Consider the following 17,340-nt stretch of genomic DNA (forward strand, 5'->3'; position numbering starts at 1 on the left):
CGGATTGCCGGTGTCGGAGAGGCGACGGACGATGTCCACGGCGGCGCCGGAAGCGTTGAACCGGATGACCTCCCGGGTTCCCGCGCGGGGGCGTTATGCCGATACGATGGCCCGGTTCGTCGGTGGGCTCGGCGGTAGGGGCGGGCCCCGGTCCGGCGGCTCTCGCACAAGTCATTTCTCATTCGGGCGCGAGTTTTCCTCGCGGGTGGACGGATCACTATGGATACGACCGAAGACGGCTCACTGGGGGTTCTCGCGGACCTCAGCGACGTGAGCCTGGCCGATCTGCCGGAGCTTGACCAGTCGGCATTTGCCTTCTCGCTGCGCCGGGTTCTTGAGGAGATCGACCGCCCGCAGGACGCGGTCGCCGGGTGGAACTCGGCGATGTGACCGTGCCGGGCGACGGGCGTGGGCAGGCGGTGGCGCACCGACCGGCCCCGGCGCGGCCGGTGCCCTTCTCCGAGTTCATCCTCAAGGTGCACAGCAGGTGCAACCTGTCCTGCGACTACTGCTACATGTACGAACTGGCCGACCGCAGTGCCCGCACCGACCCGCCGCTGATGTCGCCCGACATCTTCGACCACGTCTGTCGCCGCCTGGCCGAGCACGTCCACGGGCACGATTTGGCTGCCGTACGGATCGTGCTGCACGGTGGTGAACCGTTGCTGGCCGGTGCGCCGGCACTGGCCCGGATGGCCAAGCGGCTGCGGGCCGCCGTCAGTCCCACCGCAGCCCGGATCAGCGTCCAGACCAACGGCACCCTGCTGACCGAGCGTGCCCTGACCGTACTGGCCGAGGCGGGCGTGCTGATCGGGGTCAGCCTGGACGGCGACCGGAGCACCAACGACCGGCACCGGAAGTACGCCTCCGGGCGCGGCAGCTTCGACGCCGTCGACCGGGCGCTGCGGCTGCTGGCCGGGCGACCCGAGGCGTACGCGGGCATCCTCTGTGTGGTCGACGTCGACGCCGATCCGCGGCGGACGTACCAGGCACTGTTGGCGCACCGCCCACCGATTGTGGATTTCCTGCTTCCGCACGCGAACTGGGACACGCCACCGCGCCGGGGCGGGTACGGCAGGTGGCTCTCCGACGCCTTCGATGCGTGGTACGACGCGCCCGTGCGGGCGACCCGGGTCCGCCTCTTCGAGGAAGTGCTCAACCTGTTGCTCGGCGGGCAGAGCCGGACCGAGTCGGTGGGGTTGAGCCCGGTCGCCGCCGTGGTGGTCAACACCGACGGCGGCTACGAACAGGTCGACACCCTACGCTCCAGCTATCCGGGCGCGGTCGACACCGACCTGACGGTCTTCGCGCACTCCTTCGACGACGTGCTGCGCCACCCGGCCGTGGCCGTCCGGCAGGCCGGCGTGGCGGCGCTGGCCCCGAGTTGCCGGGCCTGCCCGGTGCACCGGGTCTGCGGGGGCGGCAACTATCCGCACCGCTATCGGGCCGGCAGCTTCCGCAATCCGTCCGTCTACTGTCCCGACCTTCGGCTGCTCATCGAGCATGTGGCGGGCCGTCTCCGGGCCGATCTGGTCGGGCTGCGGAGCGGCGGGCGGTGAGCCGCTACCACCGACTGAGCCCGGCCGAGGTCGACCTGCTCGCCGCCGGAGCGGGGGGTGCCGGACTCGTCCGGACACTGCGCGCCGGGCAGCTCAGCAAGCGGATGCTCCAGCTACGGGCCGTGCTGGACCTGACCGATCCGGCCGAGACCGGCCCGTGCTTCGCGCTGCTCACCGCAGCGGTGCGGCGAGCTCCGGCGATCGGTCCGGCGATGCTGGCCCTGCCGCACACCGGCGCCTGGCTGACCGTCACGCTGCGCCGGCTGCGGCAGGCCACGCCAGCCGAAGGCACCACGGCGCACCAGGTGCCCGCACCGGCCGCCCCGTCGGAGAGCACCACGGCGGGTCCGGAGCGCGGATCGGCCGCACCATCGGAAAGGACCACTGCTGGTCCGGAGCCCGGACCGGCCGGAGCATCCGGCCGGACCACGGCGGGCCTGGCGGGGCGGTCCGCAGCGGTCATGGCCGATCCGGGTTACCTCGGCGCGCTGGCCGCGGCGGCAGCGATCCGCGCCGGCCTGGAGTTCGAGCTGACCGTGCCGGCGCACGACGGCGAGGTCTTCCTGCCCTCGCTCGGTCGGGCCCGGGTCGGCGGGCCCGGCCCGGTCACGGTGTCCCGCTCCGGGGACCGGACCCGAGTGGGTCAGGTCGAGCTGCCGCCCATCGCCTCGGCGGTGCCGCCGATCGGCGGCGAGTTGGCCGGCGTGGCAGGTGAGTCGCCGGGCTGGGTCGGGCTGCACCGGCTGCGCAGCCGGGCCGAGGGCCTCACCCTCCGGCTCTGCCTCGACGACCTCGACCCGTACCGGGACTGTCATCGGCTCTGCGCCACCGGCCGGCTGGACCCGGCACAGGTCGGTCGGTGGCAACGGATGCTCGACGAGGCATGGCCGATCCTGGTACGCCACCACCGGCGGCATGCCGAGGCGATCGCCGAAGGGCTGCGGACGATCGTGCCGCTCCAGGCCGACTCGGCAAGCGCCGGAGTGAACGTGACAAGCATGGACGCCTTCGGTGCGGTCTCGATGACCCCACCGGCGGACGGCCAGGCGCTCGCCCTCGGCCTGCTGCACGAGTTCCAGCACGCGAAGCTCGGCGCCGCCATCGACATCGAGCCCTTCTACCACCCCGACGACAAGCGCTACTACTACGCGCCCTGGCGGGACGACCCCCGGCCGCTCGGCGCCGCCCTGCAAGGGGTGTACGCCTTCATCGCGGTGACCGAGTTCTGGCGTACCCGGCGGACGGCGGTCGCGGCCGGCCGGGCCCGACTCGCCGAGGTGGAATTCGCCCGCTGGCGGGACCGGGTCGGACGAACCTGCGCCGACGTCGAGTCACACGGACGGCTCACCCCGGCCGGTCGGCGGTTCGTCGCGGGGCTGCGGACGGTGATCGACGGCTGGCGCGGTGACCCGGTGCCGCCGGAGGCAGCAGCGCTTGCCCGCGAGGCCGCCGAGGACCACTGGACGGTGTGGCGGTTGCGCAACCGGCGGCCGGAACCACGGCTGGTGACCCGGCTCGTCGAGGCATGGCGCGCCGGTGCCAGCTGTCCGGCGATCAGCGTTCCGGTGCGGGTACGGCCGGCCGACGGGCGGTGGCTGAGTCGCAGTCCCCGGCTGGACCTGGTCCGGCTGCGGCTGGCCGACCCGGAGCGGTTCGACCGGCTGCGTACCGGCGCCGAACGTCTCGCCGACGTGCTTCCGGCGGCCTCCGCCGGTGATCTGGCCCTGGCCGCCGGTGACAACCTGGCCGCCCGGTCCTGGTACCAGCGGCGGCTGCGGCATGAACCGGACCAGGTGGCGGCCTGGGTCGGGCTGGCCCTCGCCGACGGGCGGCTGCCGACCGCCGAGGCGGCGGTGCGGGCCGATCCGGAGTTGTGCCGAGCGGTCCTGCGGGCGCTGGCCGAGGCCGGCGCGGCGGCGGATCCGCTCGACCTGTCCCGCTGGCTGGCCCCGGTCACCTGCGTCTGCGTCGACGGGCCGGACCCCGGCCAGCCGCAGGCGGCACCTGGGCGGGCGGATCCGGAGGTGACGGTCCGGCCGGCGGGGATCAGGTAGGTGGCGGTTCCAGATCGCAGTTGAGCCGGTTCGCCTCGACGAGGGCGATGGTGTTCGGATGCTCCTCACCGAGCACCCGACGGAACAGCGGCATGACCTGGTCCCGTAGCGCGCGGGCACCCCGGTGGTCCCCGGTGACGCTGAGGCTGGTGGCCAGGTTGTTCGCCACCGCCAGGGTGTCCGGGTGAGCCGGCCCGAGGATGCGTCGGCTGCGCTCGTACGCCTCCTGGTCGCTGGTCAGGGCGGCGGCGAACTCGCCGCGGCCGAACCAGCAGTTCGCCAGGTTGATGTTGGCCGCCAGGGTGTACGGATGGTCCGCGCCGACCCGCTCGGTGAACCGGGCGACCACCTGGTCGGAGAGCTCGAAGGCGGCCTCCGTCTTGCCCACCTTGCGCAGGAAGATCGCCACGTTGTTGGCGTAGGCGAGGGTGAACAGGTGGTCCTCGCCCATGTGGTCCCGGTACCACTGGTAAACCGGCCGGGCCCGACGCAGCGCCGCCGCGTCGTCACCGAGGGCCGACTCGTCGCAGGCCAGGTTCATCGCGCTGGCCTGCACGTCGGGATGATCCTGGCCGTACCGTCGGCGGGAGCGCAACAGCACGTCCGTGCTCAACGTGTGCGCCCGCTCCAACTCGCCGAGCTTGCGCAGGGTCACCGCGTAGTTCTTCAGCGCCCGAAGGGTTTCGCCGTCCTCCTCGCCGAGCACCCGCCGATGCGCATCCACCGCCGTCTCCAGCACCTGGCGCGACTTGACGAGATCGCCGGTGTCGCGCAGGTCGCGACCGTACTCGCCGGCGGAGAAGAGGGTGAAGGGATGCATCGGCCCGAGTGTCTCCCGGCGCCGGTCCAGGGTGCGCGCGTCGCGGAGCAGCGCACCCCGCAGGTCGCCGACCAGGCGTAGCGAGATGGCCAGGTTGTGCGTCGCGATCAGGGCCCGGGGATGGTCCTCGCCGAAGACGTCCCGGGCCAGCGCCTCGGTCCGGGTGTCCAACTCCCGGGCACGCTCGAAGAACCCGAGCGCACGCAGGTCGGCGGCGAGGCTGCCGGCCACGATCACGGTGTACTCGTGGTCGTGCCCGAGGGTGCGGGCGAGCCGGTCGTAGACGTCCCGGTCGATGTCGTGCGCGGCCTGGTAGCGGGCCTCCAGCCGCAGCGCGTTCGCCAGGTGGAAGCGCATCATCAGCGCCTGCGGGTCGTCCGGGCCGTGCCGCATCTGCCACAGCTCGATGGCCTGCTCGGCCAGCTCGGCGCAGGTGGCGTAGTCGACCCGGATCCACATGTAGCGGGCCACGTCGAGCAGCAGTTGCCGTACCTCGGGCTGGTCGGAGTTGAGGGTCCGCGACGGCAGCAGATGCGGCCACAGTTCCGCGTAGACCGGCCAGTTCTCGGGCTGGTCGGGATCCTTTGGATTGGCCCCCGCCAGAATGGCGTGCACGTGCCGGCGGTTCTCGTCTTTCTCCTCGTCGGAAAGCGACTCCCGGATCAGCTCCTGCACCAGCGGGTGCATCCGCAGGCTGGTCTGGCCGGCCTCGTCGGAGCGTTCCGGCCCCCGCCCCCGGCCCCGGCCGCCACCCCGGACGCTGTCGATGCGGGCCAGCGCGTACCGGCCGACGTCGCGCAGTGCCCGCCCCATCAGCAGCGGGTCGCGCAGCGACGGGTCGTAGGGGAGCAGGGCGTTGATGAACCGGTCCCCGTTGATCAGCGACATCGGGATCGGTTCGCTGGCGAAGAAGGCGCAGACCTCCAGCAGCTTCGCCGCCGCCGGGTTGCGCTCACGCAGACTGTCCAACGAGACCAGCCAGGACTCGGCACCGGTCTGCTGGTAGTCGGCGGGAAGCTCCTCGGCCAGCATCTCCGGCAGGTACCGCCGGACCCGGGTGAGGTACTGCTCGGGCGACTCGCCGGTGGTGGCCAGCCAGGTGCCCGCCTGTTCGATGGCGAGCGGCAGGTCACCCAGCCGGCGGGCGATCAGTTCGGCGTCCTCGTCGGCCAGATGCCGGGCCCGGCGGCCGAGCAGGGCGAGGCTCTCCGCGCGTTGGAAGGCGGCCACCTCGAACGTGCGGGCGTACCGCGTCCAGGCGTGGTTGCGGGTGGTGATCAGCACGTGCCCGGGCCCCTGCGGGAGCAGCTCCGTCAGCTCCGTCGGCTCGTCGGCGTTGTCGAGAATGAGCAGCCAGCGCCGGTACGGTACGCCGCGGCGCAGCACGTCGAGCACCCACTGGACCCGATCGCTGACGCTGCCGCTCAGTGGCGCGTCCAGTTCCGCCGCCAGCCGGTCGGCGAGCGCGCCCAGGGCCAGGCGCAGGACGCTCGGTTGCTGCGCCGAGATCCACCAGACGATGTCGTACTCGGGGCGGAACCGGTAGGCGTACTCCAGCGCGATCTGGCTCTTGCCGACGCCGCCGAGGCCGTGCAGCGCCAGCGGCCCGTGCCCCGCCTCGGCGCTGGAGAGCCAGTCGCGCATCTCCTCCAGCAACTGACTGCGCCCGACGAACTGGATGTTGCGCGGCAGCGGCACCCGCCAGAGCGGCGGCTCGTTGCCCGGGAACCGGCGGCGTCGGTGCCGGTCCGGTAGCTCGGTCGCCGGCCGGGCGGGGTGCCCCAGGGCCTCCAGCAGCCGGTCCGTCGCCTCCTGCTCGTTGACTCCCGCCAGATCGACCGGGATGCGTTCCAGGAACAGGCCGGGGGCGCGGGAGTGGTCCAGCCGGACCGGCACCAGGTAGCTGGTGCCGGTGCTGGGGTCGTGGGTGGTGGCCTGGGTCCACAACTCGACCGCGTTCGGCGACTGCATGTACTCCTGGGAGAGCAGCACGATGAGCCGGGCGGCGTCCTTGAAACCGACGGTGGCCGGGTCGCTGGCGGCCGGGTGAGCGGGAAAGTCCACCTCCCGCATGATCGTCTGAAGCCCGATCGCGTCCAGTTCCTCGCAGATCCACTCCGCCCAGACGCGGTCCAGCGCCGCGTAACTGACGAAGACGTCCGGCGCGCTGTCGGCGAGCCGCTGCCGTTCGAACTTGGCCTGCCACTTGCGGCGGAGCCGATCGTCCATCGGTGGCAGTTCCTCGACGGCGCCGTCGGTGATGGCGCGGGTCAGCCGCTCGTACGCGGCCAGCAGCGTGGCCTCCTGGTGGGCTCGCTCGCCGAAGGTGGCGAGGATCTCCTCGTAGGCGTAGTAGGCCTGGTAGGGGATCTCGATCTCGCCCCAGTACCGGTCGCTCTCCTCGGCAGAGAGCCGGGGCAGCAGTGGGGTGAACCGGCGCCGCGCCTGGTCCCGCCCGGCCTCCAGCTTGCGCTGCTCGGCGTTGTCGATCCGCATCGGGACCGGCAGGATCCGCACCGGCCGGTCGCCGCGCTGCCGGACGATCGACCGGGCCACCGCAGCGGCGCCGTCGATGCTCTGCTCGTTGAGGGTGAAGGAGGTGACGACCGTGTCGGGCAGCCGTACCGTGCAGATGCCGGCGCCGTCGCTGACCCCGGTACGGCTGTCGATCAGCACGTAGTCGTAGTTGTCCCGCATGCTGGCGGCAAGCGCGTCCAGGAAGCTGTTGCCGCCGAGCTTCTCGAAGAACGCCTGCCAGTCGAAGGTGCTCACCGCCTTCGTGTACGCCGGGTCCTGGCGACCGGCCGGCAGCAGGTCCAGATAGCCGGGCCGCAGCGGCCGGGCGCCACCGGTCACGTCCCGGGTGGGCAGCGGGAAGCGCCACTCCAGTGAGACCGCATGTCGCAGCACGTCTGCGGCGGTGGCGATCCAGTCCGGGTCCTCGGTCTGGTCGACCGGGCGTACCGCCGCCTCGGCGAAGTCCCGGGCCATGTCGATCACCCCGCGCGAGGTGCGCAGGTCCTTGTCGAGCAGGAACGGGTGAAAGTACTTGTGCAGGCCCGGGGATTCCAGGTCCCAGTCCACGGCGAGCACCCGGTAACCGTTCGCGGCGAGGATCCAGGCCACGTTCGCCAGCGCCATGGTGCGCCCGGTCCCGCCCTTGTACGAGTAGAACGTGATGATCCGGCCCTGGCCGCCGGTGTTCGCCTCGCGCAGGTCAGTGATCGTCACGGCGGTCCTTCCGATGCGGGCTCGTCGCCTACGCCGGCCCACGGGCCGTCGAGCCGGGGTGGTGCGGTGTCGGTCCACCGGTCGGGCGGGCGGCGTACCGTCCCTCGGCTGAACACCCGGTTCCGGGCCACCTCCAACACCTCCGGCAGCATCTCCTCGAAGGCGCGGTGGGTGATGATGTTTGATCGGTACAGCTCGTCGTCCGAGGCGAAATCGTCGAAGATCTCCCGGCAGCCCCGGGAGAGCGACTGCCAGTGCTCCCGGGTCTCCGGGTCGTCCCGGCTGCTGGGGATCAGGACCGCGGTGGCGGCGCGCTGGTTGCCAAGCGCCGCCGAGGCGTGCTCGATCAGGGCCTGCCGGCGGTCCGGCAGGCGGGTGAGCCAGGCGTCGACGATCAACACCAGGATCTGGTTGTAGCGGGCGGCCAGGTCGACGCCGTGCTCCAGGCGGTCCACATCGAGCACGGTGGAGCGGTAGCTGTGATCGGCGGCGATTTCCCGGGCGTAGTCGACAAGCGGTTCGGGCATCGGGGGCCGGTACGGCGCCCACTGCAAGGGGTCGTCGCCGTAGACCGTGACGTCCTGCCGGATGCCGCGCATCTCCTCCCGGTTGGTGGCCGCCACGATGAAGTGGACAAGCATCGCGCTTGTGGCGCCGGTGGCCTGGTCCGGTGTGCCGGGAGTCGGTGCCGGAGCATCCTCGAAGGCGTTCCGCACGGCCTGGAGGTCGATCTGGCGACGCTCCTCCGGCAGCGAATGGGTCTCCACGCTCGCCACGATCTGGTTTGCCAGTTCGAACACGAAGGTGCGGTAGTCGTCGCTGTGGCGTTGCAGGCGCATCAGCTGCCGGATGCCGAGGCGCTGGTACAGCTCGCCCATGCTGTCCGAGGTGTACTGCAAAGGTTGAGCCACCGGGTGAATCCGGCCGGGCTGGGCCGGAATCCACATCAGCGGCTTGAGCAGTGAGGCGTCCACCCGGCGCTGCTGCTCGAAGCGGGCGGTGCGATCGGCGAAGAGTTGCCACTCCTGGCCGCACACCCTGCTCTGGAAGTAGCGGGGGGTCATCAGGGCGAGAAAGGACCGGCAGCTGCCCAGCGCGTCGACCAGCCGTTGTGGCCACCGCTCGCCGACAAGCATCGTCCGGTCCACGAAACCCACCTGCTTGTCGCGGGGCAGCCCGGCGATCAGGCGTACGTCTGCGCTGAGATCTTCGTAGAAGCGTTGGACGAGGGCATCCTCGTCGCCCCTCGCATAGCTGAGGAAGAAGTACAGCACCGCACCTCCGCGCCTGGGACTCTGGCCATGGGATGGCTGGGGTCGTGGCAGTCGCCGGGGCGGGCCGGATGGCGCTGGCCGTGACGGCGGGAGCTTCACCGCGAGTATAGGTGTGGGAACAAGGCGTGGCAGCCCGCTGAACTGTCGCATCCGGACAGTTCCCCGGATTCTCCCCACTGCGGGGGAGTCGCCGGCGGCTGCGGCGGCGGCATCATATGGCGATGGACCCTCGCTGGGCGCTGCGGCCGTTGACCGCCGGCACCACCTGGCGGCGAGGAGTGTTCCTGCTGCTCGGTGGGGTGCTCGCGCTGCCGTACGCGCTGCTCGTGGTGGCCTTCGCCCGGCTGTTCGGCAATCCCGGTACGCCCTGGCCCCTGGTGCTCGTGCTGATCGTGCTGGCTGTGGTCATCGCGGTCGTGCCGATCTTCCTGGGCGGCAGCCGGTCGTTGCAGATCGCGGCCGTCCGGGGGCTGCTCGGGGTGGACCTGCCGGAGCCGGTACCGGGTCACCGACTCGACCGGGAGACCCGGTTGCGGGCCGGCCTCTGGATCGGGATGCATCTGGTCAGCGGCGCGTTCGTGGTGGCCGCCCTGTTCACCGCGCTGCCGATGGCGTTGGCGTTCATCGTCGCCCAGGCCGGCGTATACACCGCGGTCAGCGGCATGGACGGGTTCGGCCCGTTCGACGGCGGGGACACCGGCTGGCTGACGCTCGGTGGCCTGCTCGTCCTGGTGGGACTCGGCTACGCCGTCGCCGGGCTGGGCGCGCTGGCCGCGTCGATGGCGCCGGCGTTGCTCGGCCCTGCGCCGGCCGAGCGGATCGCGATGCTGGAGCGGCGGGCCACCCGGCTGGCGGAACGCAACCGGTTGGCCCGGGAACTGCACGACTCGGTCGGTCACGCGCTGACCGTGGCCACCCTTCAGGCCGGTGCCGCCCGGGAGATGCTCGACCGCGATCCGGCGTTCGTGCGTCGGGCGCTTATCGCCATCGAGGAGACCAGCCGGCGTGCGATCGACGACCTCGACCACGTGCTCGGGCTGTTGCGCGAGACCGGTGCGGCCGGCGTCGCGCCCCAGCGGACCCTTGCCGACCTGTCCCGGCTTGTCGACGACACCCGGGCGGCCGGTCAGCCGGTCCGGAGCACGGTGCGCGGGACGCTGGCGAGCGTGCCACCTGTGGTCTCGCGGGAGGGCTACCGCATCGTCCAGGAGGCGTTGACAAACGCCGCCCGGCACGGTCGCGGACCGGTGACGCTGCGGGTCGACGTACCGGCCGGCGAACTGGAGATCGAGTTGGTGAACGCGCTGCCCGAGCCGGGCGCCGGTACGGCGGAACCGGGCGGCGGGCGGGGGCTGGTCGGCATGCGGGAGCGGGTGCTGCTGCTCGGTGGCGAGATGACCGCCGCACCGGAGGGGAAGCGGTGGCGGGTGCGGGTGCGCCTGCCGATCGGAGCGGCCGGATGAGCATCGAGGTGTTGATCGTCGACGACGACGAACTCGTCCGGATCGGGCTGCGGGCGATCATCGACGCGCAGCCGGATCTACGGGTGGTCGCCGAGGCGGCCGACGGCGTCGAGGTGCCGTCGTTGGTCGCCCGGCACCGGCCACAGGTGGTGCTGATGGACGTGCGGATGCCCGGCATCGACGGCATCCAGGCCACCCGGCTTCTGCTGGCCGCCGCCGACCCGCCCCGGGTGCTTGTCGTCACCACCTTCGCCAACGACGAGTACGTATACGACGCGCTGCGTGCCGGCGCCACCGGCTTCCTGCTCAAGCGGGCCCGACCGGCCGAGGTGGTGACGGCGGTACGGGTGGTGGCCGGGGGCGAGTCGCTGCTCTTCCCGACCGCGATCCGCCAGCTCGTCGGGGCGTACGGGCGGCGGAACACCGACGGGTTGCGGGCCGCCCGGCTCACCGACCGGGAGGCGGAGGTGCTCCGGCTGATGGCCGCCGGACTGTCCAATCCGGAGATCGCCGCCCAGTTGGTGGTGGGCGTGGAGACGGTGAAGACACATGTGGGGAACGTGCTGACCAAGCTCGGGGTGCGTGACCGTACCCAGGCGGTCATCGCCGCGTACGAGTCGGGGTTCGTGATTCCCGCCGGTCGGTGAGGGTTCCCCCGCGTGGGGGAGGGGGTTCCCCGTCCGGCGGGAGGTTTCCGGCCCGGCGCCGGTCGAGGCTGAAGGGCAGGACGCCCTGCGACGCTGTTCCTCAGGTGCGGGGCGGCCACTGGTGGGCCCGGCCCGGATCGGATCGATCGGGGGCGGGTCGGGCGGCCAGCTTCGTCGGACCGGCGGTCGGCCCTCGGGTCGCCGCCGGTTCCACTTGCGGATCAGGGCAGCTGGCGGGCGTAGCAGACGGAGAGGGCCTCGCCCCGGTACGGGCCGAAGTTGTCGATGCGGTGGTAGCCCTCGCGTTCGTAGAAGCGGATCGCCTCGGGTTGGGCGGTGCCGGTCTCCAGCAGCAGGGTGCGCACACCGGCGTCGCGGGCGGCGTGCTCCAGGGCGCGCAGGATGGTGGTCGCCACGCCGGTGCCGCGGGCGGACGGGATGACGTACATCCGTTTGATCTCGGCGGAATCGGGGCCGAGCAGGCGCAGGCCGCCGCAGCCCACGGCGGTGCCGGTGCCGTCCCGGGCGATCAGGAAGACGGTCACCGACTCGGCGGTGGGCGGCGACCCCGGTTCGTGGTCGTCGCTGCCGTAACGGGCATCGAGTTCGGTGCGTTGCGCGGCGCGTAGCCGGACACCGTCGGTCGACTCCCATGGTTCCTGCCGGACGGAGAGCATCCCATCACCCTTTCCGTAACAAGCGTTACCGTAACGTACGCTACGGTTCAGGTCGGCGGTCGGGAAGGGGCGCGGATGGCCAGACGACGTGATCTCGCCGACCAGCAGCGACGGCTCTCCGCAGCCACCTGGTCGGTGCTTGCGGAACGCGGCCTGCCCGGGCTCACCCTGCGCGCGGTCGCCGAACGGGCCGGCTGCACCACCGGCATGGTGCTGCACACCTTCGCCGACAAGCAGGCCCTGCTGGTGCACGCCCGTGAGCTGCTGCATCGGCGTACCGGTAAGCGCGCCGACGCCGCCCAGGCCGAAGCCGACACGCCCCGCGCGGCGCTGCGGGCCGTGCTGCTCCAGGCCGCCTCGCCGACCGACACGAAGCGTGAGGAGGCCCGGGTGTGGGTCGGCTTTCTCGCCGCCGCGCTTGCCGACCCCGTCCTGGCCGAGCAGCACCGCGCCTACAACCGGCGGTTCGTCGACCGGGTCCGGGGCCTGGTCGCCGCCGCCCGTCCGGACTGGTCCCCGGCCCACTGTGCGGCCAGCGCGATAAGCCTGGTCGCCCTGGTCGAAGGACTCAACGCGCTCGCCGCCGTCGATCCCACCACGTACCCCGCCGAGGCCCAACAGGTCGCCATCGACGCCGCCCTCGCCCGGATCGGCGAGGACGGCGAGTCCGGTGGCCGTACGAAAGGGTGAGCTAGCGTTGGGCAGGTGACAGACTTTCCGGTTCCGCCGAGCGACCTGCCCGACACACTCGGGGCGCTGCGTGCCGCCGGGCACCGGTACCGCACCGTCAAGCAGGAACTGCGCGACAACCTGCTGGCCAGGCTGCGCGCCGGCGAGCCGCGCTTCACCGGCATCGTCGGGTACGACGACACCGTACTGCCCGAGGTGGAGCGGGCGTTGCTCGCCGGACACGACATGGTTCTGCTCGGCGAGCGTGGCCAGGGCAAGACCCGGCTGATCCGGGCCCTGGCGACGTTGCTGGACGAGTGGACGCCGGTGATCGACGGTTCGGTGCTCAACGAACACCCGATGCGCCCGGTCACCCCGGCGTCCCAGGCGCTGGTCGCCGAGGCCGGCGACCGTCTTCCGATCGGCTGGCTGCACCGGTCGATGCGCTACGGCGAGAAGCTGGCCACCCCGGACACCAGCGTCGGCGACCTGATCGGCGACGTCGACCCGGTCCGGCTGGCGCAGGGCCGTACGCTCGGCGACCCGGAGACGATCCACTTCGGGTTGGTGCCGCGTACCAACCGGGGCATCTTCGCGGTGAACGAACTGCCGGACCTGGCCGAGCGGATCCAGGTGGCGCTGCTCAACGTGCTTGAGGAGCGGGACATCCAGGTACGCGGCTACCAGCTGCGACTGCCGCTGGACCTGCTCCTGGTGGCCAGCGCCAACCCGGAGGACTACACCAACCGGGGCCGGATCATCACCCCGCTCAAGGACCGGTTCGGTGCCGAGATCCGCACCCACTACCCGATCGGGCTGGAGCTGGAACTGGCGTTGATCCGGCAGGAGGCCGAGTTGGTCGCCGAGGTGCCGGAACACGTACTGGAGGTGCTGGCCCGGTTCGCCCGCGCGGTGCGCGACTCGCCCTCGGTGGACCAACGCTCCGGGGTCTCCGCCCGGTTCGCCATCGCCGCCGCCGAGACGGTCGCCGCCGCCGCGCTGCGCCGGGACAGCCTGCTCGCCGCCGAGCCCGCCGAGCCCGCCGTGGCGCGCATCGGCGACGCGGTCTCGGTCACCTCGACGTTGCGCGGCAAGGTGGAGTTCGAGAGCGGCGAGGAGGGGCGGGAGATCGAGGTCCTCGGTCACCTGCTGCGTACCGCCACCGCCGAGACGTTCCGGGCCCGGCTGGCCGGGCTGGACCTCTCCGGTTTCACCGCGCTTGTGCAGGACGACCGGACGATCGACACCGGGGAACTGGTCTCGGCGACCGAGCTGCTGCGCCAGGTGGGCACGGTGCCGGGGCTGGCCAAGGTGCTCGACCGGCTCGGCATCGGCGACGCGCCCAGCCCCGGGCAGGCCGCGGCGGCCGTCGAGTTCGTGCTGGAAGGGCTGCACCTGAGCCGCCGGCTGGGCAAGGACATCACCGACTCGGGACGCACCCGCTACGGCAGCCGGGACTGAGCATGGCCGGCAACCGCTTCCGGTACGGCCAGTGGCGCGGCGGCCCCGACCCACTGGCCCCGCCGTACGACGTGCAGGCCGCCGTAGACCAGGTCGGCACCGAGGTGCTGGCCGGCGGCAGCCTGCGCCAGGCGCTGCGGGACCTGCTGCGCCGGGGCCCGCAGGGACGCGGCGGGCTGGACGAGCTGACCGCCCGGGCCCGCCGACTGCGCCGGGAGGCGCTGCGCCGGGGCGACCTGGACGGCGCGGTGACCCGGGCCCGCGCCCTGCTGGACCAGGCCCTCGCGGCCGAGCGGGACGAGTTGGCCGGCCGCCCGGACGAGGCGGCCCGGTTCGCCGAGGCGGTGCTGGACAACCTGCCCCGATCCACCGCCCAGGCGGTGCGGGAACTCTCCGGCTACCGGTGGGCCAGCGACGAGGCCCGGCAGACCTACCAGCAGATCCTCGACGGGCTGCGCAACGACGTACTCGGCCAGCGCTTCGCCGGGCTGCGCGAATCGGCCCAACTCGCCGCCGACCCGGCGATGCAGGATCGGCTGGCCGAGATGATGCGGGACCTGAACGCCCTGCTGGCCCGGCACGCCCGCGCGGAGGACACCACCGACGCCTTCGCCGAGTTCATGCGCCGGCACGGCGACTTCTTCCCGGAGCAGCCGGCCGACGTCGACGAACTGGTGGACGTGCTGGCCCGCCGCTCGGCGGCCGGGCGGCGGCTGATGAACTCGCTCTCCCAGCGGCAACGCGAGGAGTTGGCCGGCCTGATGCGCCAGTCGCTCGGCGACCGGCTCGCCGGTGAACTCTCCGCGTTGGAGAGCAACCTGCGCGCACTCCGCCCCGACCTGCGTTGGGGCCGGGGCGAGCGGACGCAGGGCGGCCAGTCGCTCGGCTACGGCGAGGCGACCGGGGTGCTCGACGAGGTGGCCGAACTGGACGACCTGCTCGACCAACTCGGTCAGGCGCATCCCGGGGCCACGCTTGACGACATCGACGTCGACGCGGTGGCCCGGACGCTTGGCCGCGACGCCGCCGACGACGTACGCCGGCTGCGGGAGCTGGAGCGGGAACTGCGCCGGCAGGGCTGGGTGACCCGCGACGCGGAGGGGCTGACGCTGAGCCCGAAGGCGCTGCGCCGGCTCGGCGGCACCGCGCTGCGGCGGGTCTTCGCCGAGTTGACGGCCGGACCACGCGGTCAGCACGACCTGCGTTCGGCGGGCGCGGCCGGCGAGGTGAGCGGGGCGTCCCGGCCCTGGGAGTACGGCGACGAGCAGCCCCTGGACGTGGTGCGTACGCTCACCCGGGCGATCCGCCGGGCCGGCCCGGGAGTGCCGGTACGACTCGCCGTCGCCGACTTCGAGGTGGTCGAGACCGAGCGGCGGGCCTCGGCGGCGGTGGCGCTCTGCGTCGACCTGTCGTACTCGATGATCTCGCAGGACCGCTGGGGGCCGATGAAGCAGACGGCGCTGGCCCTGGCCCACCTGATGGCGACCCGGTTCCCGCAGGACGCCCTCCAGATCATCGGCTTCGGCCGGACGGCGGCGACGTTGAGTCAGCAGGAACTGGCCGCCGTCGAGCCGGACATGACGCAGGGCACCAACCTGCAACACGCGCTGCGGCTGGCCGGGCGGCACCTGCGCCGCCATCCGGACGCCGAGCCGGTGGTGCTGGTGGTGACCGACGGGGAGCCGACCGCACACCTGGATCCCGACGACGGCGAGGCGCTGTTCAGCTGGCCGCCGCTGCCGGCGACGATCGAGGCGACGATCCGCGAGGTGGACCGGCTCAGGCGGTACGGGGCGACCCTGAACCTGTTCATGCTCGGCGAGGACCCCGGGTTGCGCCGGTTCGTCGACGCGGTGGCCCGCCGCAGCCGGGGCCGGGTCTTCACGCCGGACACCGAAGACCTCGGCGAGTACGTGGTGAGCGACTACCTGCGGGCGCGCCGGGGCCGCCGATAGGCTCGGCCGGTGGAGGTCGACGGGCTGCGACGGGCGTACGACGCGGTGCTTGCCGAGGTCGACGCGGGCGGTTTCGGGCCGCCGCCACCGCAGCGGTACAGCGCCGAACAGATCGTGGCGCACCTGATCGCTGGCGACGAGCTGATGAGCGAGGCCACCGAGGCGGTGCTCGCCGGATCGCCGTACGCCTTCTACGACCTGGCCGAGGTTCATCGGCCGGAGCTGGACGAACTGGTCGCCGCCAGCGGCGGGCTGGCCGGGCTGGCCGACCGGCTGCGGGCCAGCAGCGGCCGGCTGATCGCCCTGGTGGCGCGGCTCGGGCCGGCGGCCGACACCCCGGTCGAGACGCATCTGCGCGAAGGCTTCGAGCTGCTGGTCGACGAGCCGCTGCCCTGGGGGCGCACCATCGATCTGCACACTCGCGTGCATCTGCCCCGCCACCACGCTGAACTACGGGCACTACGCCGCGCGTGAGGGTCGCGGCGCGGGCGTGAGCGGGGTGTGAGTGTTAATAAGGGGCCCTTCCTCTACCGCAGGCGTTAATAAGGGGCCCTTCCTTTGAAGGTCCGTCGGTAGGCGGAGGGTGCCACGCCGACGCGCTGATGCAGTTGCTGCCGGAGCGCCGCGGCGCCACCGAAGCCGCTGCGGCGGGCGATCTGGTCGATGCTCAGCTCGGTGCTCTCCAGCAGCAGGCGGGCATGTTCGGTGCGCTCGCGCAGCAGCCACTGGGCCGGGCTGAGCCCGGTCTCGGCACGGAACCGCCTGGTGAACGTGCGGACGCTCATCCGCGCCTGTCCGGCGAGGTCACGCAGGCTGACCGGCTCGTGCAGCCGTTGGCGGGCCCACTCCCGGGCGACGGCGGTGCTGGTGTCGGGCGCCTGCGGCACCGGCCGTTCGATGTACTGGGCCTGACCACCGTCCCGCCACGGCGGCATCACGCACCGGCGGGCGGCCTGGTTGGCGATCTGGCTGCCGTGGTCGGTGCGGACCACGTGCAGGCACAGGTCGATCCCGGCGGCGACCCCGGCGGAGGTGAGCAGTTGGCCGTCGGCGACGAAGAGCACCTCAGGGTCGAGATCGACGTCCGGATACAACCGGCGGAAGCGGTCCGTGTACGCCCAGTGGGTGGTGGCCCGGCGGCCGTCCAGCAGCCCGGCGGCGGCCAGCACGAACGCCCCGGTGCAGATGGACATGATCCGCACACCCCGGTGGTACGCGGCACGCAGCGCCTCGATCACGTCGGGCTCGATTGCGTCGTGGCGCTGTGTCGCCGCGCCGTTCACCCCGGGAACGATGATCGTGTCCGCCCCGACCAGCAGCTCCAGCCCGTGATCGGGCAGCACCTGGAAGCCGGCGGTGCTGCGTACCGGTCGGCCGCCGGGGGTGCAGGTGTCGACGGTGTAGAAGTGCCGGTCGTCGGCGTCCCGGGCGGTGCGGAAGACCTGGGACGGGGTGCCCAGATCGAGGCCGACCACCTGATCGACGGCGAGGACGGCGACGCGGTGCGGAGTCATGGCCCGATTATTGCGA

The 17,340-nt window shown here is 72.4% G+C and carries 13 protein-coding genes; 9 read left to right on the top strand and 4 right to left on the bottom strand.

The genetic code is table 11. The features are described 5' to 3' along the window. Positions 1-219 precede the first annotated feature (219 nt). Genes fxsA through QQG74_RS05575 form a run of 3 tightly spaced genes read left to right on the top strand, consistent with a single transcriptional unit; the run spans position 220 to position 3,613 of the window. A complete protein-coding gene (fxsA, locus tag QQG74_RS05565) occupies positions 220-390 on the top strand; it encodes an FxSxx-COOH cyclophane-containing RiPP peptide (protein WP_341719213.1) in 171 nt (56 codons plus the stop codon). Further along, positions 372-1,559, top strand: a complete 1,188-nt coding sequence (locus tag QQG74_RS05570; protein WP_341719214.1) for an FxsB family cyclophane-forming radical SAM/SPASM peptide maturase — start codon at positions 372-374, stop codon at positions 1,557-1,559. The genes fxsA and QQG74_RS05570 overlap by 19 nt, the downstream gene beginning before the upstream one ends. Continuing rightward, complete coding sequence (locus QQG74_RS05575) at positions 1,556-3,613, top strand: HEXXH motif-containing putative peptide modification protein (RefSeq protein WP_341719215.1); 2,058 nt, start codon at positions 1,556-1,558, stop codon at positions 3,611-3,613. The genes QQG74_RS05570 and QQG74_RS05575 overlap by 4 nt, the downstream gene beginning before the upstream one ends. On the opposite strand, the gene fxsT is transcribed toward QQG74_RS05575, so the two are convergent. Further along, positions 3,606-7,664: an FxSxx-COOH system tetratricopeptide repeat protein gene (gene fxsT, locus QQG74_RS05580; RefSeq protein ID WP_341719216.1), complete on the bottom strand. Its 4,059-nt coding sequence runs from the start codon at positions 7,662-7,664 to the stop codon at positions 3,606-3,608. The two genes, QQG74_RS05575 and fxsT, sit on opposite strands and share 8 nt — an antisense overlap. Beyond that, positions 7,661-8,938, bottom strand: coding sequence for a TIR-like protein FxsC (locus QQG74_RS05585; protein ID WP_341719217.1), 1,278 nt, complete (start codon positions 8,936-8,938; stop codon positions 7,661-7,663). The genes fxsT and QQG74_RS05585 overlap by 4 nt, the downstream gene beginning before the upstream one ends. A 221-nt stretch (positions 8,939-9,159) precedes the next feature. On the opposite strand from QQG74_RS05585, the gene QQG74_RS05590 reads away from it, so the two are divergent. Further along, complete coding sequence (locus tag QQG74_RS05590; protein ID WP_341719218.1) at positions 9,160-10,401, top strand: histidine kinase; 1,242 nt, start codon at positions 9,160-9,162, stop codon at positions 10,399-10,401. Next, positions 10,398-11,048 (top strand): response regulator transcription factor, encoded by a 651-nt coding sequence (locus QQG74_RS05595; RefSeq protein ID WP_341719219.1) that lies wholly within the window; start codon positions 10,398-10,400, stop codon positions 11,046-11,048. The genes QQG74_RS05590 and QQG74_RS05595 overlap by 4 nt, the downstream gene beginning before the upstream one ends. 221 nt (positions 11,049-11,269) lie before the next feature. Here the strand turns inward: QQG74_RS05595 and QQG74_RS05600 are convergent, their stop codons facing one another. Beyond that, positions 11,270-11,725, bottom strand: a complete 456-nt coding sequence (locus QQG74_RS05600; RefSeq protein WP_341719220.1) for a GNAT family N-acetyltransferase — start codon at positions 11,723-11,725, stop codon at positions 11,270-11,272. Between the two features lie 75 nt (positions 11,726-11,800). Here QQG74_RS05600 and QQG74_RS05605 point away from each other — a divergent pair, with 75 nt between their 5' ends. From QQG74_RS05605 to QQG74_RS05620, 4 genes are read left to right on the top strand one after another with little or no spacing between them, the layout of a single operon-like run. After that, positions 11,801-12,415, top strand: coding sequence for a TetR/AcrR family transcriptional regulator (locus QQG74_RS05605; protein WP_341719221.1), 615 nt, complete (start codon positions 11,801-11,803; stop codon positions 12,413-12,415). Positions 12,416-12,430: 15 nt separating this feature from the next. After that, positions 12,431-13,855: a sigma 54-interacting transcriptional regulator gene (locus QQG74_RS05610; protein WP_341719222.1), complete on the top strand. Its 1,425-nt coding sequence runs from the start codon at positions 12,431-12,433 to the stop codon at positions 13,853-13,855. A gap of 2 nt (positions 13,856-13,857) precedes the next feature. Further along, positions 13,858-15,810 (top strand): VWA domain-containing protein, encoded by a 1,953-nt coding sequence (locus QQG74_RS05615; RefSeq protein ID WP_341719223.1) that lies wholly within the window; start codon positions 13,858-13,860, stop codon positions 15,808-15,810. 9 nt (positions 15,811-15,819) lie between these two features. Further along, positions 15,820-16,284, top strand: coding sequence for a hypothetical protein (locus QQG74_RS05620; RefSeq protein WP_341719224.1), 465 nt, complete (start codon positions 15,820-15,822; stop codon positions 16,282-16,284). Positions 16,285-16,349: 65 nt separating this feature from the next. Here QQG74_RS05620 and QQG74_RS05625 read toward each other — a convergent pair whose 3' ends face one another. Further along, complete coding sequence (locus tag QQG74_RS05625; RefSeq protein ID WP_341719225.1) at positions 16,350-17,324, bottom strand: DJ-1/PfpI family protein; 975 nt, start codon at positions 17,322-17,324, stop codon at positions 16,350-16,352. Between the last annotated feature and the right edge of the window lie 16 nt (positions 17,325-17,340).

This window comes from Micromonospora sp. FIMYZ51, from assembly GCF_038246755.1.
Taxonomy (GTDB): Bacteria; Actinomycetota; Actinomycetes; order Mycobacteriales; family Micromonosporaceae; genus Micromonospora.